This is a genomic window from Pantoea ananatis LMG 2665 (assembly GCF_000710035.2).
In the GTDB taxonomy this organism is placed as follows: Bacteria; Pseudomonadota; Gammaproteobacteria; order Enterobacterales; family Enterobacteriaceae; genus Pantoea; species Pantoea ananatis.
In genome coordinates this window covers 1,268,530-1,288,525 of record NZ_JMJJ01000004.1, presented here as the reverse complement: position 1 = coordinate 1,288,525, position 19,996 = coordinate 1,268,530, and the positions used below count along the sequence as shown (strand labels likewise).

The window sequence follows — 19,996 nt, the reverse complement described above, 5'->3', positions numbered from 1 at the left end:
CCTGTTTGTGTCGATGGCACAGGAGGAAAGCACCCATGACTATCGATGAAGTGACGGAAAATAAAAAAATCTACCTGCCGCTATTGCTGTTGGCCGATGAACAGGAAGATATGATTGACCGCTATCTTGCCAGCGGACGCATGTTCAGGCTGTGGGATAACGGAGTGAAGTGCATTGCCGTGGTGACGCGTTTAAACGAGACGGAATGCGAGCTTAAAAATATGGCGACCTGCCCGGCAGATCAGGGTAACTATGGCCGCACGATGCTGGCTTATCTTGCAGAGACGTTTTTAAAAGCGTGTAAGACGATGTACGTCGGCACCGGGGACGTGCCAGGCATACTCCGTTTTTATCATAAAAGCGGTTTCCGCGAGTCACACCGGGTCAAGGATTTTTTCACGGACAATGATGACAAACCGATTATCGAAGAGGGCGTACAGTTACATGACATGGTCTATTTACGCAGAGACGCAAATGACGCGTAAGCACGCGGAGTTGCGTGAAAAATAAAGGCATAGCGTTGATGTGGAAATGAGAAAAGTTCTCAATAAGGCTTTACAGATGCGAACAGGAATGATTATTATTCAGTTGCGCTTCGACGGTGGCTCTACCGAAGAAGAGCACGACATTGCTCACATTGCTTCCAGTTGCCCGCTTCGGCGGGCCCTTTTTTAGGCTCCCGCCCGCTTTCTGTCTCACCCTCTTGTCTCAGTCGTATCGAAGAATCGCCCACGGCAAATGCCGCAGAAAAACAATGCCTTGCCACGTATCGGAACCGGCCAGATCCTTTATGCTTGTCCGTCTCGCGCCTGAATCCCGTGCTTTTTCATCATCGCTCTGAGCTGGTGGTAGGTCACACCCAGTAAGCTGGCGGCACGACGTTGATTGTACTTCGCCTGTTGTAAGCTGATTTCTACCACATCGTACTCCTGCTGATTCTGCCACTGACGCAGGTCAAGCGGTAAAGAAGGCAGGGCCGATGCCGCATCCGGCACCAGGGCAGGCGGCGGGGCATCTTCGGGGGCGGTGCGTCGTTCAAACGGGTTGATAATGATGTTATCCAGAGGTTCATCGCTGGTGTTATGGCGATAGACCGACCGCTCAACGACGTTTTTTAGCTCACGCACGTTACCCGGCCACGGGTGTTCCAGTAAGGTTTGCTGAGCCTGCCGAGTAAAACCGGGAAACAGGGGCAAGGTCAACTCCCGGCACATCTGGATGGCGAAATGGTCCGCCATCACCAGAATATCGCTACGGCGCTCGCGGAGCGGCGGCAGTTGAACCACATCGAACGCCAGACGATCGAGCAGATCGGCACGAAACTTCCCGGCGGCGGCCAGCGCGGGCAGGTCTTCATTGGTGGCGCAAATCAGGCGCACATTCACCTGAAAAACGTGATTCCCGCCTACGCGTTCAAGCTGACCGTATTCAATAACCCGCAGGAGTTTTTCCTGAACCAGCATCGGGGCGGTTGCCAGCTCATCAAGGAACAGCGTGCCGCCGTCTGCCCGTTCAAAACGGCCCAGGTGACGCTTTTGCGCGCCGGTAAAGGCGCCTGCCTCATGTCCAAACAGCTCCGAATCCAGCAGGTTTTCATTTAGCGCGGCACAGTTGAGCGAGATAAAAGGGCCCTGCCAGCGATCGGACAGATAGTGCAGACGACTGGCGATCAGCTCTTTACCGGTACCGCGTTCGCCCACGACCAAAACCGGTTTTTCCAGCGGTGCGAGTTTCGATACCTGCTCCAGCACTTCCAGAAAGTTATTCGATTCGCCCAGCAGGTTATCGTTGTTAGGAGACATGATGAATTTCGCCACTGATTAATCAATTTAACTATCTTAGAACAGATAAAAAAAACTGCAAAGCCAGCAATGCAATAAAAATCAATAAGATAAAAGTTGGCACGCATCTTGAATTAACCCGTACAGCAAGTTGAAACTATGACAATCAAGAGGAACATCATTATGGGTATTTTTTCGCGTTTCGCTGACATCGTTAATGCCAACATTAATTCCCTGCTGGAGCGTGCAGAAGATCCGCAGAAGCTGGTGCGCCTGATGATTCAGGAAATGGAAGATACGCTGGTTGAAGTCCGCTCCACCTCTGCGCGCGCCCTGGCAGAGAAGAAACAGCTGGCACGGCGGATTGAGCAGGCAGAGCTTCAGCAGGCCGAATGGCAGGACAAGGCTGAACTGGCTCTGCGTAAAGACAAAGAGGATCTGGCCCGCTCCGCGCTGATTGAAAAACAGAAACTCACCGATCTGATCGCCACCCTGAAACAGGAAGTTGACCAGGTTGAAGAGACGCTGGCTCGCATGAAAGGCGAAATCACCGAGCTGGAGAAAAAGCTGAGCGAAACCCGCGCACGCCAGCAGGCTCTTACGCTGCGCCACCAGGCGGCATCGTCTTCACGCGATGTCCGCCGTCAGCTGGACGGCGGTAAAATTGATGAAGCGATGGCGCGTTTTGAATCCTTTGAGCGTCGCATCGATCACATGGAAGCAGAAGCAGAGAGCCACGGTTTTGGCAAACCGAAAACCCTAGATCAGCAGTTTACCGATCTGAAAGCGGATGACGAAATCAGTCAGCAACTGAACGCGCTGAAAGCCAAAATGAACCGCAGCGAATAAGACGCCGCTTTCTGCTGGACAGGATTAAGGAGAGTCAATGAGCGCATTATTTTTAGCCATTCCATTAACGATATTTGTGCTGTTTGTGGCACCCGTCTGGCTATGGCTACACTACAGTAACAAACGCAACGGGGGCACCGATCTGTCGCAGAGTCAGATGCAGCGTCTGCAACAGGTAACCAAAGATGCCCAGCGCATGCGGGAGCGCATTGAAGCGCTTGAAGCCATCCTCGATGCTGAACATCCTAACTGGAGGCAGCCATGATGAAAGGCCGCAAGTTATGGCGTAAGCCTGACGAAGGGAAGCTGATGGGCGTGTGTGCCGGTTTAGCCGAATACCTTGACGTTCCGGTACGACTGCTTCGCATCATCGTCGTCTTGTCACTGTTCTTTGGTCTGTTTGTGTTTACCGTGATCGCCTATTTCGTGTTGGGTTTTGTGCTGGACGTTAAACCGGCCGGCGTGGATAACGGAGAATACGCGCCCAGCGCCGGTGAACTGCTGGACCAACTGGAAACGACACTGCAACAGGATGAGCGTAATGTTCGGGATATTGAACGTTACGTCACCTCTGAAACCTTCAGCGTGCGCAGTCGTTTCCGTCAGATTTAATCGTTGTTCTGCAGCGGGCCAGTGTCTGGCCCGTTTGTGAACCGTTTGGAGGAAGTGATGACTGTTTCACGCACTGCGGCTTTTCGTCATCGTGCAACACCTGCGTTGAAGTCCGCCGCTAAATTTATCATTATCAATGCGATAACTTATGGTCCTGCGGGCGTGACCGGCTGGGCGGTGAAATCGGTGGCGCGTCGTCCGTTGCGTATTCTGTTAGGACTGGCGCTTGAGCCACTGCTGAAACGCGTGATGAACACTGTGGCATCACGCTTCATCAAGGAGAAAGATGAAAAGACTGCAAACTGAATTGCTGGCATTGATGAACCGCGGCGTCGATCGCCATCTTCGTCTGGCGGTAACCGGATTAAGCCGCAGTGGTAAAACGGCCTTCATTACCTCGCTGGTTAACCAGCTCCTGTCTGTTCACAGCGGTGCCCGGCTGCCGCTGTTTTCCGTGGTGCGCGATGAGCGCCTGCTGGGCGTGAAACGCGTCCCCCAGCGGGACATGGGCACGGCGCGTTTTACCTACGATGAGGGGCTGGCGCAGCTTTACAACACACCGCCCGCCTGGCCAACCCCGACGCGAGGCGTGAGTGAAATGCGCCTGGCACTGCGTTATCGCCCCAACGATTCGTTACTCCGCCATCTCAAAGACACCGCCACGCTCTATCTTGAAATCGTCGATTACCCGGGTGAGTGGCTGCTCGATCTGCCTATGCTGGCACAGGATTATCTGACCTGGTCGCGGCAGATGAACGGCTTATTACAGGGCGATCGCGCCAACTGGGCCGCGCCATGGCGTGCACTGAGTCAAACGCTTGATCCTTTTGCTCCGGCGGATGAGAACCGCCTGGCCGACATCGCTGCGGCCTGGACTGACTACCTGCATCAGTGTAAAGCGGAAGGGCTGCACTTCATTCAGCCGGGACGTTTTGTTCTGCCTGGCGATATGGCCGGTGCGCCAGCGCTACAGTTTTTTCCCTGGCCAGCTGACGATGAAGCTCAGGCGGCGAAGCTGGCGCAGGCCGATAAAGGCAGTAACTTTGCCATGCTGCAGCAGCGATTCAATTACTACTGCCAGCATGTCGTAAAAAACTTCTATAAAAATCATTTTCTGCGCTTTGATCGCCAGATCGTGCTGGTGGACTGCCTGCAACCGCTCAACAGCGGGCCGCAGGCGTTTAATGATATGCGGCTGGCATTAACGCAACTGATGCAGAGCTTTCATTATGGGCAGCGTACGCTGTTCCGACGACTGTTTTCACCCGTCATCGATAAGCTGTTATTTGCTGCGACCAAAGCCGATCACATCACCAGCGACCAGCACGGCAATATGGTCTCTCTGCTGCAGCAGCTTGTGCAGGACGCCTGGCAAAACGCCGCGTTCGAAGGCATCAGCATGGACTGTATTGGCCTGGCCTCGGTTCAGGCCACACAAAGCGGGCTGGTCGATCACCGTGGCGAAAAAATCCCGGCACTTCGCGGTCATCGCCTGCAGGATGGCGAGGCATTAACCGTTTATCCGGGTGACGTTCCGCCCCGGCTACCGGGCAGCGCGTTCTGGCAGCAGCAAGGCTTTCAGTTTGAGCAGTTTCGCCCACAGCAGCTGGATATCGATCGCCCACTGCCGCATATCCGCATGGATGCGGCGCTGGAATTTTTACTGGGAGATAAATTGCGATGAGCGATCCGTTAAAACCGCGTATCGATTTTGCCCACCCGCTGGAGGATAAGCCCGAAAGTGTGCTGCGGCCTGCTCAAACGTTTGAAGACGATGCCCAGGCCGCTTTTTTGGCTGTGCAAGACAGCGACGCGACGGTTGAAGAAGAAAGCGCAGGGGAAAGAGCCGTCGAGGCTGCGCTGAAACCTAAACGCAGCCTGTGGCGCAAAATGGTGGGCGCAGGCCTGGCGCTGTTTGGCGTCAGTGTTGTGGCGCAGGGCGTGCAGTGGAGCCACAATGCCTGGCTGGCGCAGGACTGGTTTGCGCTGGGCAGCGGCGTCGCCGGCGGACTGATTGTTCTGGCCGGTGTGGGCGCGCTGACCCAGGAATGGCGCCGCTTATATCAACTGCGGCAGCGTGCGGAAGAGCGCGATCGGGGCCGGGAACTGCTCAACAGCCACGGCGTGGGCCAGGGGCGGGCTTTTTGTGAAAAACTGGCGCGTCAGGCCGAACTGGATCAGGCTCATCCAGCGCTGCAACGCTGGCATGCCTCGCTTCACGAAACCCACAATGATGGTGAAACGGTCCGGCTCTATGCCCAACTGGTGCAGCCGGTTCTTGATCGCCAGGCCCGGCGGGAAATCAGCCGCCATGCTGCCGAATCGGCGCTGATGATCGCCGTCAGCCCGTTGGCACTGGTCGATATGGCCTTTATCGCCTGGCGTAACCTGCGGCTGGTCAACCGCATTGCGGCCATTTACGGTATTGAGCTGGGCTATTTTAGTCGACTGCGCCTGTTCCGACTGGTGCTGCTTAACATGGCGTTTGCCGGGGCCTCAGAGCTGGTGCGCGAGGTCGGAATGGACTGGATGTCGCAGGACATCGCGGCCCGCCTGTCGACGCGTGCCGCGCAGGGCATTGGTGCGGGGCTGCTCACCGCCCGGCTGGGTATCAAAGCGATGGAGCTGTGTCGGCCTTTACCCTGGCTGGAAAATGATAAACCTCGTCTCGGCGATTACCGCCGGGAGCTGTTAGGGCAATTGAAAGACGCGCTACAAAAGGGCGGGAATAAACATCCGCAAAACTGACTTTAGATGGGGCCGTTATTTAACGTCCCCTGTTTAGCGCGCCAAACCTGCGGGGGACCGTTCCGGGATACTGGGAAGATTAACTGCGAAAGACGTCGAAAACTCAAGGTGTTATGGCGCGCTGCGCGCGACGGACGTTTAAAAAAAACGCGCTTGCGTTAACGCTGTCAACTTTTCCTGACAGCCCCCTTTCTGCGGACGGGCTGTTTAGCGTATTATCGCGACATATCAAACGGATTAAGGCCCACGCAATGCGTTTAGAAGTGTTTTGTCAGGACCGTATCGGACTGGCGCGTGAATTGCTCGACCTGTTGGTGGCGCGCAGTATCGATCTCCGCGGCATTGAAGTCGCCGCCTCAGGCCGTATCTATCTCAATTTCTCCACGCTTGAATTCGAACAGTTCAGTAATCTGATGGCGGAAATCCGTCGTACACCCGGCGTCACCGATGTCCGCACGGTCCCCTATATGCCGTCTGAACGTGAACATCGGGTACTCAGCGCCTTGCTGGTTGCCATGCCAGAGCCGGTATTTTCGGTTGATTTGAGAACGAAGGTTGAGCTGGCGAACCCGGCGGCGCAAAACCTGTTTAATCTTGATGAAAACAAGATCCGCAATTTTACCGCCGACCACCTGATTAACGGTTTTAATTTTGCGCGCTGGCTGGAGAGCGAACGCGTTCAGGCGCAGGCGCAACATGTGGTGATAGAAGGGCGCGACTTCCTGATGGAAGCACACCCGATTTACCTGTCAGAGGACAACGACCAGGCCGACCAGCTCGTCGGCGCAATGGTGATGCTGAAGTCTACTGCCCGTATGGGGCGACAACTGCAGAACCTGGTGGTGACTGATGAAACCGAGTTCGATCATATTGTCGCCGTTACGCCCAGGATGCGGCAGGTCGTGGAACAGGCGCGCAAGCTCGCGATGCACGATGCACCGCTGCTGATTATCGGCGACACCGGCACGGGCAAAGACATGCTGGCGCGGGCCTGTCATTTACGCAGCGCACGCGGAAAGATGCCTTTTCTGGCGCTTAACTGTGCATCGCTGCCGGATGACGTAGCGGAAAGTGAGCTTTTTGGTCACGCAGCCGGGGCCTATCCCAATGCGCTGGAGGGCAAAAAAGGCTTTTTCGAACAGGCAAACGGTGGCTCGGTGCTGCTGGATGAAATTGGCGAGATGTCACCCACCATGCAGACGAAGCTGCTGCGTTTTCTGAACGATGGCACCTTCCGCCGCGTCGGTGAGGAGCATGAGGTACACGTGAATGTCCGCGTGATCTGCGCCACCCAGAAGAACCTGTTTGAGCTGGTTCAGCGCGGCGAGTTCAGGGAAGACCTTTTCTATCGCCTGAATGTGCTTACGCTGAATCTGCCGCCGCTGCGCGAGCGCGTTCAGGACATTATGCCGCTGACGGAAATGTTCGTGGCGCGTTTCGCCGATGAACAGGGCATTCCACGGCCGCGTCTTTCCTCACAGCTGAATGCTTTTCTGATGCGCTATAACTGGCCCGGAAACGTGCGGCAGCTTAAAAATGCCTTGTATCGTGCATTAACCCAGTTGGAAGGCCATGAGTTACGGCCGCAGGATATCGTCTTGCCGGAACAGGCGCTGGATGTGTCACTGGGGGAAGAAGCGATGGAAGGCACGCTGGATCAGATCACCAGCCGCTTTGAACGATCTATTTTGACGCGGTTATATTTGTCTTATCCGAGCACGCGCAAACTGGCAAAACGACTGGGGGTTTCCCATACCGCCATTGCCAATAAACTGCGGGAGTACGGTCTGGGGCAGAAGCGCGGCGACAACGAATAAAACGCAGCGGATAAGTCTGGCTTATCCGCTGTGGCCATTATTTCAGCGCAGCGAGTGCGGCATCATAATCGGGTTCAGTGGTGATCTCATTCACCAGCTGGCTGTAAAGCACTTTGTCATGCTCATCCAGTACGATAACGGCACGGGCCGTCAGACCCTGAAGGGCACCATCAGCAATTTCCACGCCAAAATCTTTTTTGAATTCCCCGCCGCGCAGCGTTGACAGCGTAACCACGTTGTTGAGGTTGTCTGCGCCACAAAAACGCGATTGAGCAAAGGGCAGGTCGGCGGAAATACATAACACCACCGTGTTATTCAGTTCGCCCGCTAACTGGTTAAACTTGCGCACCGAAGAGGCGCACACGCCGGTATCGACGCTGGGAAAAATATTCAGAATCTTGCGTTTTCCTGCATACTCAGAGAGTGAAACGTTAGACAGGTTTTTCGCCACGAGGGTAAAAGCGTTAACGCTATCGCCCGGCTGCGGGAACTGACCTGCAACCGCTACAGGGTTGCCCTGAAAGTGAACAGTCTGAGACATAAGAATTCCTTCTAATGATGTTATCTGACAGAAAAGAAAGCGTCAGTACAGGTATAGCCATTGTTTATGACATAAATTTTAAGGGTTTACGAGAGCATTTGTTGCCTAAAGTTAAATGGCGATGATGAATCCCAGAGAAAAGGAGAGGTAATGAGAACGGTAAAATGTTATCCCGAAGCATGGCCGCTGCATACGCCGTTTGTCATTGCTCGTGGCAGTCGCACCGAAGCCAAGGTCGTTGTCGTCGAAATCGAAGAAGAGGGCGTGAAAGGGATCGGCGAGGCCACGCCTTACACGCGCTACGGCGAAAGCGAAGCCCTGGTGCTGGAACAAATTGCGACCGTTATGCCTCAACTACAGCAAGGGCTGTCGCGTGAAGCCTTGCAGAGCCTGTTGCCTGCCGGTGCGGCAAGAAACGCCATCGACAGTGCTCTCTGGGACCTTGCCGCTCGCCAGCAGCATGTGACGCTGGAGCAGTTAGTGGGCGCGGAACCGACCCAGTCTGTTGTGACTGCACACACGGTGAGCATCGATACGCCGGAAGCGATGGCCAGCAGCGCGCAGGCGTTGTGGCAACATGGCGCAACCCTGCTCAAAATCAAAATGGACAATAACTTTATTACCGAGCGCCTGATGGCGATTCGCGCTGCTGTTCCCGACGCGACATTACTTGTGGATGCGAATGAATCCTGGCATGCCGAAGGGCTGGCAGCCCGTTGCCAGCTGTTAGCCGATCTGGACGTGGCCATGCTGGAACAGCCGTTACCGGCAGGTGAAGACGCGGCGCTGGCGAACTTTATCCATCCTCTTCCGATCTGCGCCGATGAAAGCTGCCACACGCGGGAAAGTTTGCCTGCCCTCCGTGGACGCTATGAGATGGTGAATATCAAGCTTGATAAAGCGGGTGGACTCACTGAAGCGCTTGCCCTGGCACATGCTGCGCTGCAGCAGGGCTTTACGCTGATGTCCGGCTGTATGATCTGTACCTCAAGAGCGATTCGCGCGGCGCTGCCGCTGGTGCCGCTGGTGCGTTTTGCCGATCTTGATGGCGCAACGTGGCTGGCCGTGGATGTTGAACCGGCGCTTAAGGTACATGACGGGGCGTTAATGACGGCTGCCAGCGCAGCAGAGTAAGCATCGTCTCCAGATACGTTTCTGTGGCTTCGTCCACCGAGATAGCCGGCATCTCGGCAGTGACGCAGGGCAGACTCAGGTCGTGGCACCAACTGCCAAAGGAGCCCGGCGTGGCATAGCCCACGCTGCTCACCCGCGGTAATTGGGTCTGCGCCGCCAGCCAGGCGCCAACGTCTGTCTGTTCGGGGTCATCAATGCAGGCCAGAGGCTCGTGCCACGAGACGACCCAGGCCGGTTTAAGCTGATGAATGAGCGCGCACAGCGCCTGGGTTTCCGGCTCCGATGCCGGATGTGTCCCCGTTGACAGCTTAACGTCCCGCGCGTCTGCCGCGCTGTTCCAGCGGTAAACCGTTTCGCCCGACTGCCAGTTGGCGGCCGGAAAGTTTCGGTTCAGATCCACGCCATTCGCATTGGCACGCAGGCCCAGCTGACAGCCGTCGGGGTTCATCGCCAACACCACATGATGCCGACGCTGTGCCTCCGGCAAGGTCCGCAGCGCAGCGGAAAGGGCGGCTATCGCCGCGTTTTCATCACCGTGAGTGCCGGCCAGAATCAGGCCACTGTCGCCGTCCGCCTGCACGGCGGGAAACCAGAGTAGCGGGGCGCCCAGAACAGAGCGGCCATACTGCTGCCAGGAAATAGCCAGTTTGCCGCGCAGCGGTCGCGGATGAATGGATGACATAGTGACGTTCTCCTGAGTTTATTTAAAAGTAGCGGAAAAGCCGGTCGGGGAAAATAGCTATTTATCAATCAGCAATTTGCGATAAAGTGGCCGTTAACAGGCTGAGTCAGTAATGCGCTGATCCAGCGCGTCTTTATTGCAAAGGGGTGATAATGGTAATCCGCTTTTCATTAACGCTAACGGCCCTGAGCCTGCTTAACGCGTTTGTGCCCGCGTTGGCCGCCGAGGTTCCTGCCGGTGCACAGCTCGCCGCGAAACAAGAGATTGTCCGCCATATCAAAGATGAACCCGCTTCCCTCGATCCGGCCAAAGCCGTGGGCCTGCCTGAAATCCAGGTGATGCGCGATTTGTATGAAGGGCTGACCAGTCAGGATGCCCACAGCAAAATTGTGCCCGGTGTCGCGCAGAGCTGGAGCAGCAGTGACAATAAGGTCTGGATACTTACTTTACGTAATAATGCCCGTTGGTCTGATGGCAAACCGGTGACCGCGCAGGATTTTGTGTACAGCTGGCAGCGCGTTGTCGATCCTAAAACCTCATCGCCCCAGGCCTCCTTTATCGCACTGAGCGGCATGAGCAACGCGGGCGCGATTACCAAAGGCGAAATGACACCGGATAAGCTGGGCGTCACCGCCCTGGACAAGAATCGCCTGAAGATTACGCTGACCCGTCCGGTTCCCTGGTTTCCTGCGATGCTCTCTAACGTCGCGTTCTATCCAGTACCGCAGGGCGTGGTTGAAAACGCAGGTGCAGACTGGACCCAGCCGGGCAAACTGGTGGGCAATGGGGCTTATCAACTCAGCCAACGCGTCGTGAATGAAAAAATCGTTCTGGTGCGCAATCCCCATTACTGGGACAACGCCCACTCCGTTTTAACCAAAGTGACCTTTGTGCCCATCAACGAAGAATCGAGCGCAACTAAGCGCTACCGCGCTAACGATGTGGATATCACCGAATCTTTCCCCAAAAACATGTATGCGTTGCTGAAGAAAACGCTGCCCGGCCAGGTTTATACGCCGGATCAGCTCGGCACCTACTATTACGCGTTTAATACCCAGAAAGGGCCAACGGCCGACGTACGCGTGCGCAAGGCGCTGTCGTGGAGTATCGATCGCGCCGTTATCGCCGAAAAAGTCCTGGGCACAGGGGAAAAACCGGCATGGCATTTTACCCCTGACGTCACGGCCGGGTTCACACCGCTGCCCGCCCTACAGCAACAGCACAATCAAAAAGAGATGGATGCGCAGGCCAGAGCCCTGTTGGCAGCCGCAGGTTACAGCCCCGCTAAGCCGTTGAAGCTGACGTTGCTGTACAACACTTCTGAAAGCCATCAGAAAATCGCGATTGCGGTGGCGTCGATGTGGAAGAAAAACCTTGGTGTGGATGTGAAACTGGAAAACCAGGAGTGGAAAACCTATATAGACAGCCGAAACAGTGGCAACTTTGACGTTATCCGCGCCTCCTGGGTAGGGGATTACAACGAACCCTCGACGTTCCTGAATCTGCTCACCTCAGGCAACAGCAGCAACATTCCGCGCTTCAGTAATGCCGAATACGATGCCGTCATTGCCAAGGCAAGTATGGAAACCAGCGATAAGGCGCGCAATGCGGATTATAACCGGGCAGAGCAGATTATCGCTGACCAGGTCCCAATCGCGCCCCTTTATCAGTACACCAATGGCCGGCTCATTAAGCCGTGGGTCAAAGGTTACCCGATTACTAACCCCGAAGACGTTGCCTACAGCCGGGAATTGTGGATTGAGAAACACTAAGTCACAGCGGCCTGACATCAGGCCGTCTTTTGACATCTTTGTACACAGGCTAAGGATTGCAACTCAACAGCGCCACGCTAGACTGTATCGTATTGATTTTGATAGCGGGGTAACGGTGTGGACGGTGTAAAAGGAAAAGCGCTTCAGGTGACAGATGCCATTATTTCCTGCCAGTTGGATGGCAAGGGTGGCATGATCCCCATTGATGAAACGCAGGTGCTGCACGACGAGCATCCCTGCTGGTTGCATCTTAATTATACCCATCCTCGCAGCGCCGAATGGCTGCAGTCTACGCCTCAAATTCCGGATGCCGTGCGCGATGCGCTGGCTGGTGAAAGCATGCGTCCCCGTGTTTCCCGGCTGGGGGACGGTTTTATGATTGTCCTGCGCAGCGTCAACCATAACAGCGATGCACGTCCTGACCAGCTGGTGGCAATGCGGGTGTTCATTAACGATCAGCTCATTGTCTCCACGCGCCGACGCAAAGTGTTTGCCGTGGATGAAGTGCTGACCGATCTCGAAAACGGCAACGGTCCGGTGAACTGTGGCAGCTGGCTGGTTGAAGTCTGCGATGCCTTAACCGGGCACACCAGCGAATTTATCGAAGACCTACACGATAAAATCATTGAGCTGGAAGATGCCTTACTTGATCAACGTATTCCGCCGCGAGGTGAGCTGGGACTGTTACGCAAACAGCTGATCGTAATGCGCCGTTATATGGCACCGCAGCGCGATGTCTTCTCGCGCCTGGCGAGTGAAAAATTGCCGTGGATGGACGACAGCGAGCGCCGCCGTATGCAGGAAATTGCTGACAGACTGGGCCGCGGCCTGGACGATCTGGACGCCGGCGTAGCCAGAACCGCCGTGCTGGCAGACGAAGTGGCCTCGGTCATGGCGGAATCCATGAACCGCCGAACCTACACGATGTCGCTTATGGCCATGATCTTTCTGCCAGCGACCTTTTTGACTGGCCTGTTTGGCGTCAATCTGGGCGGGATCCCCGGCGGCGCATGGCGCTATGGCTTTAGCGTCTTTTGTCTTTTACTCGTGGTACTGGCGTTAGGCGTGGCTGGTTATCTGCGCAAGCGACGCTGGCTGTAAGGCATGGGAGAGGAGCAGGGCGTCAGTCAGGAAAATTCCATTAACAGGACTAAAGCTGATCGACGTCAATATCTTCCAGACGCAAACCGCGCAAAATCTCTCTCGCAGGTGAATGCAACGTCAAGCGATGGGCGTTGCGCTCCATATTGTCTTACTTCCTTTTTTGAATTATTGCATAGCATATTTAATTCGAAATACGCCGGCTAACTAGCCGGCTTTTTTTTTGCCCGCTGGCTGAGATGTCAATTCTTTCCTAAGCTTAAAATCCATTCGCATAAGAGGAGAACGGCATGATGGCGATTCACAACAGCGAGCCCATTCCAACGGATCCGCCCCCCATTCCGCAGCCGCAGCCCGATCCGCCACCGGAACCGGAGTTTCCGCCGGTAATGGATCCGCCCCATCACCGCAACGTATAAAAAAAGGGCACGCGAGTTAATGCGTGCCCTTTACTTTCATCGAACAGATAAGCGTTACTTAATTTCCAGCACGTTAAGACGTTCGCTGAGGTCAGGCGTTTCTTCTTCCTCGGCGCGCCAGCCAACCGGTGTGACCGGCAGCGTTTCGCGATCAAAGGCCAGATCGCCGCCATCGACCACGGCATCACCGTGTTGAATACCTTTAAAATCAAAGAGTTTGATATCTGCCATGTGAGAGGGCACGACGTTTTGCATGGCGCTGAACATGGTTTCAATACGGCCAGGATAACGTTTATCCCAGTCGCGCAACATGTCTGCGACGACCTGACGTTGCAGATTCGGCTGAGAACCACACAGGTTGCACGGGATAATCGGAAACTGACGGGCTTCTGAGAAACGAATAATATCTTTCTCGCGGCAGTAAGCCAGAGGACGGATCACGATGTGTTTACCATCGTCACTCATCAGCTTGGGCGGCATGCCTTTCATCTTGCCACCGTAAAACATATTCAAAAACAACGTTTGCAGAATATCATCACGATGGTGGCCAAGGGCGATTTTCGTACAGCCCAGCTCCGTAGCGGTGCGATACAAAATTCCCCGACGCAGACGTGAGCACAGAGAGCAGGTCGTTTTACCTTCGGGAATTTTATCTTTAACGATTGAGTAGGTGTCTTCTTCAACGATTTTGTACTCAACACCCTGAGCATCAAGATATTCAGGCAGAATGTGTCCCGGGAATCCCGGCTGTTTCTGGTCAAGATTCACCGCCACCAGGCTGAATGACACCGGCGCGCTTTTTTGCAGGCTACGCAGGATTTCCAGCATGGTATAGCTGTCTTTGCCGCCTGACAGGCAAACCATAATGCGGTCGCCTTCCTCAATCATATTAAAATCGGCGATAGCCTCGCCAACGTTACGGCGTAAACGCTTCTGAAGCTTGTTGAGGTTGTACTGCTCTTTCTTGCTCGTTTCTTGATTTTGTTGCATTACGCGGTTTCTCAGTCATCAAAAGGGAAGTTCACAGAGTCAGTGTGCGGGTTAACCCGGCCCTGGCCCCGTGGGTCAATGCGCACAAACCTTTTACGCACTGCCGCGCCCCTTTGATTGGCTCTCTATGACGGCTTGTCGCCGGCAGTAAAAACCAGCGGACAAAAGTATGCCGCGTATGGTACGGATTACGCGTTCAATTTCCAATATCAATTTCTGCGTGCAGCAGAAAGTTCAAGGCTAACGATTCAGCCACGACAGGTCCGTTAGCCCTGTCTGGCGATAACGATAAACAGGAAGACCTGGCTATTCTGCCTGCAAAGGTCAGGCCACCATCCAGAGGTCTGTCAGGCCTCTGTCATTTTCGATGCTGGCGCGGTTCATCATTCGCCCGGCAGGGCATCTTTATTCCCATAGCGTCCCGTTTATTCAGGCCCTGATCACATCATTTCCAGCGACTGCACGCCTTTGACTTCCATGATTTTGTCATACAGGTGCGCATCGCTGGATTTGCGCGATAAGGTAACCTGCACGCTTAATTCACACTGGCCGCTTTCTTCATCCCGGTTAATCACCGAAATATTGCCGTAGCGGATGCCTTCACGTTGCATCACCAGTAACACCAGCGGCACGCTCTTGGCTTTGAGGTAAACAATCAGCGTATGATGTTTACCAATTAATAAATGGCTCAGGCGGCGGAACACCTCCAGCACCACCAGTGCCAGCACCGTGCCGTAAATCCCAATCTCATACATACCGCTCCCGATCACCAGCCCGATAGCGGCGGTAACCCAGAGTCCGGCCGCCGTGGTCAGGCCTTTTACCACCTGCTTTTGAATCAGGATGGTGCCGGCACCCAGAAAGCCCATGCCGCTTACCACCTGCGCCGCAACGCGGCTGGGATCGAGCGCCACATGATCTTTCATCAGCATGTCGGCAAAACCGTATTTCGAAACCAGCATAAACATGGCGCTGCCGATACCGACCAGGATATGGGTACGTAACCCGGCTTCTTTGGCACGCATCTGGCGTTCCAGGCCAATCAGCCCGCCTAAAATGCCGGCCAGCGCGATACGAATCAGCATATCCATTAACATTGTTTTTCTCCGGTAATCATCATGTTCAGATAAGTGCAGTTACGTGACAGTGTGATAACAGGATAATTCTGCTTGCAATTAGCTGTGAGGTTTTTTGTAAAAAGCTGTTTCTTCTATCGACCCCGCGTCAGGGCTGACATATTCTTGCTAAGCCTTTAACTCACCTTCCCGGAGTCTGATTGATGAAAGCCGCTACTTTTCTGCTGGCTGGTGCCGCGTTGATACTGTCTGCCTGCAGTAGTAACAGCGATGACAACGAGCCACCACAACAAGCTACTGCCGCCCATGTTCAGCCACACGTGGTGATGTCGTCAATGGCAGAGGCAAACTGTGCCAATGCAGGAGGGACACTGGCGTTCTCAAGTCAGCTGGACGGATCGCGCATCGGGATGTGCCAGTTAGTTAACGGCCGCCGCTGCAGCGAACAAGCGCTAATCGGCGGTAACTGCGCACGCTAACGGGTTCAGGCCGGATAACACCGGCCGGATACGTCAGGCGGTAACCCGATTTTGACAGGTTTCGCCGCGGTTTAGCTGGCTGAGGTTTTCCAGCGTGGTGTCTGATATCGCCGTCAGGGCTTCGGCGGTGAGAAACGCCTGATGACCGGTAAACAGCACGTTATGACAGGCTGACAGGCGGCGGAATACATCATCCTGAATCACATCATTAGATTTGTCTTCAAAGAACAGATCCCGCTCGTTTTCATAAACGTCCATGCCCAGCGCGCCTATTTTTTGCTGCTTCAACGCATCAATCGCAGCCTGAGAATCAATTAATCCGCCCCGACTGGTATTAATGATCATGACGCCGTCACGCATCTGCGAAAAAGCCTGTGCGTTGAGTAAATGATGGTTCTCCGCCGTCAGTGGACAGTGCAGACTGATGACGTGCGACTCGGCAAACAGGGTTTTCAGATCGACATACTCCGCGCCGAGCGCTAAAGCCTGCTCGCTGGGATAAGGATCAAACGCCAGTAAACGCATTCCGAACCCTTTTAATATGCGCAGCGTGGCGATGCCGATTTTGCCGGTGCCAATGATACCGGCCGTTTTGTTATGCATGTTAAAACCGGTCAGGCCGTCCAGCGAAAAATTGGCGTCGCGGGTGCGCTGGTAAGCGCGATGAATCCGGCGGTTCAGCGTCATCATCAGCCCCACCGCATGCTCGGCAACGGCCTCCGGGGAGTAGGCAGGCACGCGGACGACCTGAAGCCCCAGCTCGGCTGCCGCGTCGAGATCGACATTGTTAAATCCCGCACAGCGCAGGGCAATGTAGCGGACGCCCAGCCCCGCCAGCTCTTCGAGCACCGGGCGGCTGCCGTCATCATTCACAAAGATACATACCGCATCGCAGTCTACCGCCGTCTTCGCCGTGCTTTCGCTGAGTAAAAAATCAAAAAAGACCAGTTCGAAACCATACTGTTGGTTGACCTGTTCAAGGTACTTCTGGTCATAGTGTTTAGTACTGTATACGGCGATTTTCATCGTTGTGCTCCTGAAAAGGGAATGCAACAAGAATAACGTTTTCTGTTGCTTTTTGCTGGTCGCTGTTTACCTTTCGCGGTGAAACCTTCACCTTCCGGACGTTACGTGCCATCATTATTCTCAGGATAGTGAGAAAAAAAGGATGCTTGTTTTCATGCCGCGGATTTTCCGTCGACGTCTCGCCGCTGTTCTGGCGCTGATTTTATTGCTGCTGGGATTACTACTGACGATCACACAGTGGCTGCCGCGCCTGGTGGGCATTTGGCTGCCTGCAGGTACGCGCGTCGAGCTGGAGGGCGCGCCACGCTGGCGGAACGCGCAGGTGCTGTTTCCCAACATCCATTACCTGGCGGATGACTGTCGTCTGGCGAGTTTCAAAAACGCCGCGCTGGGTTGGCATCACGCGCGCTGGGCGCTCAATGCGGATCAGGTCACGCTGGAAACTGAATGTCTGCAACAGCTACCTGAAACGCAAAACGATACGGCCGCGCCCAAAACTCTGGCCCAGTGGCAGGCAATGTTGCCGGGCGCCGACATTCACATTGGTAAACTGACCGTTTCCCCCTGGCAGGATTATGCTGGCGGGCTGGATCTGACGCTGGATAAATCGCGACAGCAGTTACACTACCGCGGTGATAACCTGCAGCTCGACGCCACATTACAAGGACAGCAGCTCAATATTAGTCAACTGACGGTGACGCATCCCGCTTTACCCGAACCGCTCAGCCTTAATGGCCACTTCGAACTGCCCAAATATGCCAACGGCTTGCCGGTGAACGGTGAAATTACCGGCACGCTGGCGCTGGCGGCATTCCCGCAACCTGTGGACGCTGCGCTCAGTTGGGCGCATCAACGTGGTCTGCTTAATGTCACCACGGGGGGCAGCGATCGTCCTTTACTCCATCTTCCCTGGCAGGCCAGCCGAACCCGTATTGATATCGAAAAAGGTGAATATTACTGGCCACTGGCCTCGCAGCCGCTGTCGGGTTTCGTCAATCTGACGCTGAATAACTGGCAGGACGGGCTGGAGGCGACCCAAATCGTCGGTCGTCTCAATATGCTCACGCAGGGCCGGGGCGGTAAAGGTAACGTGGTGCTGGGGATGGGGCCGGGTCACCTCAGCCTTACGCAAAGCCAGCTGCCTTTGCAACTGACGGGCGAAAGCAAATTCGCGGCGATGCAGCTTTACGGCAGCATTCCCGGCGAGCTGAACGGCTCGTTGCTCAATCCGCAACTGACGATAAAACCCAAAGCACTTTTGCGCCTGCGCGGGCGTTTGCTCTCCACGCTGGAAGTCGATGAAGCGCGCTGGCCGCTGGCCGGCGTGCGCTTATCTTCGCAAGGCATCTCCGGACGCCTGCAGGCCATTCTCCGCGCTCACGATCCCAGCTTTGGCCGCTTTACGCTGCACCTGGATGGCGGCGCGCATAACTTCTGGCCGGATTCAGGCGTCTGGAACTGGCGTTACTGGGGCGAGGGAGAAATGCGTCCCTTACAGGCAAAGTGGGACGTCAATGGCACGGGCGGCTGGCGCGATACGCTGATTCATCTGGATAGCCTGTCTACAGGTTTCAATCAGCTGGAATACGGCAGCGTTCGGGTAGAGAAGCCGCGCTTAACGCTAACGGCGCCGGTGAACTGGCAGCGTGATGCGCACCACCCGTCATTTACCGGCCAGTTCCAGATGCAGGCAGGAGAAACGCGCTTCAGCTACGGGGGCAGGCTGGCGGCCTCAACGCTGGACTTCGGTGCGACGGGCAGCGATCCCGGGCATTTCGTCTGGGGCGGACAGCTGAACGCGGGCAAGGTGGGGCCGGTACGTGTTAACGGCCGATGGGACGGCGAGCGTTTACGCGGACAGGCCTGGTGGCCAACGCAGTCGCTGACGGTATTCCAGCCGCTCCTCAGCCCTGAACTTAAAATGAAGATTCAGTCAGGTGAGTTACGCGCTCAGGTGGCTTTTTCTGCCGCCGCCAGACAGGGCTTTCAGGCTGGCGGTCACTGGACGGTGAAAAACGGCAGCGTCTGGACGCCGGACAGCCAGGTCAACGGGGTGGATTTTTCGCTGCCATTCCGACTGCAAAATCAACAGTGGCATTTCGGGTTACGCGGGCCGGTTTCGTTACGTATCGCCGAGATTAAAAATCAGTTTGCGATGCAGAACATTCGGGCCGACCTGCAGGGCGCTTATCCCTGGCGTGAAAACGATCCGCTGTGGTTACAGGATGTCAGTATGGATCTGCTGGGCGGACACATTACCCTGCCATCCCTGCGCCTGCCTCAGCACAGCCCGGCGCGCGTTTCGCTCCGTGACATCAGCCTGAGCAAGCTCGTCAGCGCCATTAAACCCAAACAGTTTGCCATGTCTGGAAACGTGAATGGCGAGTTACCGCTGTGGATCAGTAATCCCCACTGGATTATTGAAAATGGCTGGATTGCCAACAGCGGGCCGCTGACTTTCCGTATGGATAAAGATATGGCCGATGCCATTACCCGCAACAATGTCGCCGCCGGTGCGGCGATGGACTGGCTGCGCTACATGGAGATTTCGCGGTCATGGGCCACGCTTAATCTGGACAATCTCGGGGAGCTGACGATGGAAGCCCAGGTAAAAGGCACCAGCCGCTTCAGTAATCGTAATCAGACCGTTAATTTAAATTATCGTCATCAGGAAAACCTGTTCCAGCTGTGGCGCAGCCTGCGCTTTGGCGATAATTTGCAATCCTGGGTGGAGCAAAATGCCACCTTGCCGTCAAAAAAGGATCAATCACCATGAGCCTCAGGGCCTTACTGCTGATGGTAGCCTGGCTACCGCTGATGGGTTGTGTGCCACGCATCGAAGTGGCTGCGCCAAAAGACCCCATTACCATTAATATGAATGTGAAAATTGAGCATGAGATCCACATTAAAGTGGACAAGGATGTCGAAGCCTTACTGAAAAACCAGAGCGGCCTGTTCTGAGGAGAGCC

At 55.1% G+C, this 19,996-nt stretch carries 21 protein-coding genes; 15 read left to right on the top strand and 6 right to left on the bottom strand.

Features of this window, described 5'->3' with window-relative positions; translation table 11 throughout:
• The first annotated feature begins 35 nt into the window (after positions 1–35).
• On the top strand, positions 36–485 hold the full coding sequence (locus EL29_RS07790) for a GNAT family N-acetyltransferase (RefSeq protein ID WP_028715189.1): 450 nt from the start codon (positions 36–38) through the stop codon (positions 483–485).
• A 303-nt stretch (positions 486–788) separates the two neighbouring features.
• On the opposite strand, the gene pspF is transcribed toward EL29_RS07790, so the two are convergent.
• Complete coding sequence (gene pspF / locus EL29_RS07785) at positions 789–1,802, bottom strand: phage shock protein operon transcriptional activator (RefSeq protein WP_028715188.1); 1,014 nt, start codon at positions 1,800–1,802, stop codon at positions 789–791.
• 162 nt (positions 1,803–1,964) lie between these two features.
• Here pspF and pspA point away from each other — a divergent pair, with 162 nt between their 5' ends.
• The 7 genes from pspA to tyrR all read left to right on the top strand — a co-directional run bounded on the left by pspA (position 1,965) and on the right by tyrR (position 7,807).
• Positions 1,965–2,630: a phage shock protein PspA gene (gene pspA / locus EL29_RS07780; protein ID WP_014605758.1), complete on the top strand. Its 666-nt coding sequence runs from the start codon at positions 1,965–1,967 to the stop codon at positions 2,628–2,630.
• A gap of 37 nt (positions 2,631–2,667) precedes the next feature.
• Positions 2,668–2,895: an envelope stress response membrane protein PspB gene (gene pspB, locus EL29_RS07775; protein ID WP_013025903.1), complete on the top strand. Its 228-nt coding sequence runs from the start codon at positions 2,668–2,670 to the stop codon at positions 2,893–2,895.
• The gene (gene pspC, locus EL29_RS07770; protein WP_014593793.1) at positions 2,892–3,242 is read left to right on the top strand and encodes an envelope stress response membrane protein PspC; all 351 of its coding nucleotides are present in this window, start codon (positions 2,892–2,894) and stop codon (positions 3,240–3,242) included. Before pspB ends, pspC begins: the two co-directional genes overlap by 4 nt.
• Before the next feature lie 57 nt (positions 3,243–3,299).
• Positions 3,300–3,548 carry a phage shock protein PspD gene (pspD, locus tag EL29_RS07765; RefSeq protein ID WP_014605759.1) on the top strand — a complete coding sequence of 83 codons (249 nt, stop codon included), beginning with the start codon at positions 3,300–3,302 and terminating at the stop codon, positions 3,546–3,548.
• Positions 3,529–4,926: a YcjX family GTP-binding protein gene (locus EL29_RS07760; protein ID WP_028715187.1), complete on the top strand. Its 1,398-nt coding sequence runs from the start codon at positions 3,529–3,531 to the stop codon at positions 4,924–4,926. The genes pspD and EL29_RS07760 overlap by 20 nt, the downstream gene beginning before the upstream one ends.
• Positions 4,923–5,990 carry a YcjF family protein gene (locus EL29_RS07755; RefSeq protein ID WP_013025899.1) on the top strand — a complete coding sequence of 356 codons (1,068 nt, stop codon included), beginning with the start codon at positions 4,923–4,925 and terminating at the stop codon, positions 5,988–5,990. The genes EL29_RS07760 and EL29_RS07755 overlap by 4 nt, the downstream gene beginning before the upstream one ends.
• A 251-nt stretch (positions 5,991–6,241) precedes the next feature.
• The gene (gene tyrR / locus EL29_RS07750; RefSeq protein ID WP_024471800.1) at positions 6,242–7,807 is read left to right on the top strand and encodes a transcriptional regulator TyrR; all 1,566 of its coding nucleotides are present in this window, start codon (positions 6,242–6,244) and stop codon (positions 7,805–7,807) included.
• A 37-nt stretch (positions 7,808–7,844) separates the two neighbouring features.
• On the opposite strand, the gene tpx is transcribed toward tyrR, so the two are convergent.
• Positions 7,845–8,348 (bottom strand): thiol peroxidase, encoded by a 504-nt coding sequence (gene tpx, locus EL29_RS07745; protein ID WP_013025896.1) that lies wholly within the window; start codon positions 8,346–8,348, stop codon positions 7,845–7,847.
• Positions 8,349–8,498: 150 nt separating this feature from the next.
• On the opposite strand from tpx, the gene ycjG reads away from it, so the two are divergent.
• The gene (gene ycjG / locus EL29_RS07740) at positions 8,499–9,482 is read left to right on the top strand and encodes an L-Ala-D/L-Glu epimerase (RefSeq protein WP_013025895.1); all 984 of its coding nucleotides are present in this window, start codon (positions 8,499–8,501) and stop codon (positions 9,480–9,482) included.
• On the opposite strand, the gene mpaA is transcribed toward ycjG, so the two are convergent.
• Positions 9,433–10,164 (bottom strand): murein tripeptide amidase MpaA, encoded by a 732-nt coding sequence (gene mpaA, locus EL29_RS07735; RefSeq protein WP_013025894.1) that lies wholly within the window; start codon positions 10,162–10,164, stop codon positions 9,433–9,435. The two genes, ycjG and mpaA, sit on opposite strands and share 50 nt — an antisense overlap.
• A 152-nt stretch (positions 10,165–10,316) precedes the next feature.
• On the opposite strand from mpaA, the gene EL29_RS07730 reads away from it, so the two are divergent.
• The 3 genes from EL29_RS07730 to EL29_RS23290 all read left to right on the top strand — a co-directional run bounded on the left by EL29_RS07730 (position 10,317) and on the right by EL29_RS23290 (position 13,456).
• Entirely contained in the window at positions 10,317–11,936 is a 1,620-nt protein-coding gene (locus tag EL29_RS07730) for a peptide ABC transporter substrate-binding protein (protein WP_028715186.1), read from the top strand.
• A gap of 117 nt (positions 11,937–12,053) precedes the next feature.
• The gene (gene zntB / locus EL29_RS07725; protein ID WP_013025892.1) at positions 12,054–13,037 is read left to right on the top strand and encodes a zinc transporter ZntB; all 984 of its coding nucleotides are present in this window, start codon (positions 12,054–12,056) and stop codon (positions 13,035–13,037) included.
• A gap of 290 nt (positions 13,038–13,327) precedes the next feature.
• Positions 13,328–13,456: a hypothetical protein gene (locus tag EL29_RS23290; protein ID WP_268748753.1), complete on the top strand. Its 129-nt coding sequence runs from the start codon at positions 13,328–13,330 to the stop codon at positions 13,454–13,456.
• A gap of 54 nt (positions 13,457–13,510) precedes the next feature.
• On the opposite strand, the gene ttcA is transcribed toward EL29_RS23290, so the two are convergent.
• Entirely contained in the window at positions 13,511–14,446 is a 936-nt protein-coding gene (gene ttcA, locus EL29_RS07720; RefSeq protein WP_028715185.1) for a tRNA 2-thiocytidine(32) synthetase TtcA, read from the bottom strand.
• A gap of 440 nt (positions 14,447–14,886) precedes the next feature.
• Positions 14,887–15,543, bottom strand: coding sequence for an MgtC/SapB family protein (locus EL29_RS07715; protein WP_013025890.1), 657 nt, complete (start codon positions 15,541–15,543; stop codon positions 14,887–14,889).
• A 182-nt stretch (positions 15,544–15,725) separates the two neighbouring features.
• Between EL29_RS07715 and EL29_RS07710 the strand changes: the two genes are divergently transcribed.
• On the top strand, positions 15,726–16,001 hold the full coding sequence (locus tag EL29_RS07710) for a putative hemolysin (RefSeq protein WP_014605765.1): 276 nt from the start codon (positions 15,726–15,728) through the stop codon (positions 15,999–16,001).
• A 33-nt stretch (positions 16,002–16,034) separates the two neighbouring features.
• Here the strand turns inward: EL29_RS07710 and EL29_RS07705 are convergent, their stop codons facing one another.
• Positions 16,035–17,027 carry a 2-hydroxyacid dehydrogenase gene (locus EL29_RS07705; protein ID WP_015700235.1) on the bottom strand — a complete coding sequence of 331 codons (993 nt, stop codon included), beginning with the start codon at positions 17,025–17,027 and terminating at the stop codon, positions 16,035–16,037.
• A 142-nt stretch (positions 17,028–17,169) separates the two neighbouring features.
• Between EL29_RS07705 and EL29_RS07700 the strand changes: the two genes are divergently transcribed.
• Together EL29_RS07700 and EL29_RS07695 are read left to right on the top strand one after the other, a co-directional pair.
• On the top strand, positions 17,170–19,803 hold the full coding sequence (locus EL29_RS07700; protein ID WP_028715184.1) for a YdbH family protein: 2,634 nt from the start codon (positions 17,170–17,172) through the stop codon (positions 19,801–19,803).
• On the top strand, positions 19,800–19,988 hold the full coding sequence (locus tag EL29_RS07695; RefSeq protein ID WP_014605768.1) for a YnbE family lipoprotein: 189 nt from the start codon (positions 19,800–19,802) through the stop codon (positions 19,986–19,988). Before EL29_RS07700 ends, EL29_RS07695 begins: the two co-directional genes overlap by 4 nt.
• Positions 19,989–19,996 lie beyond the last annotated feature (8 nt).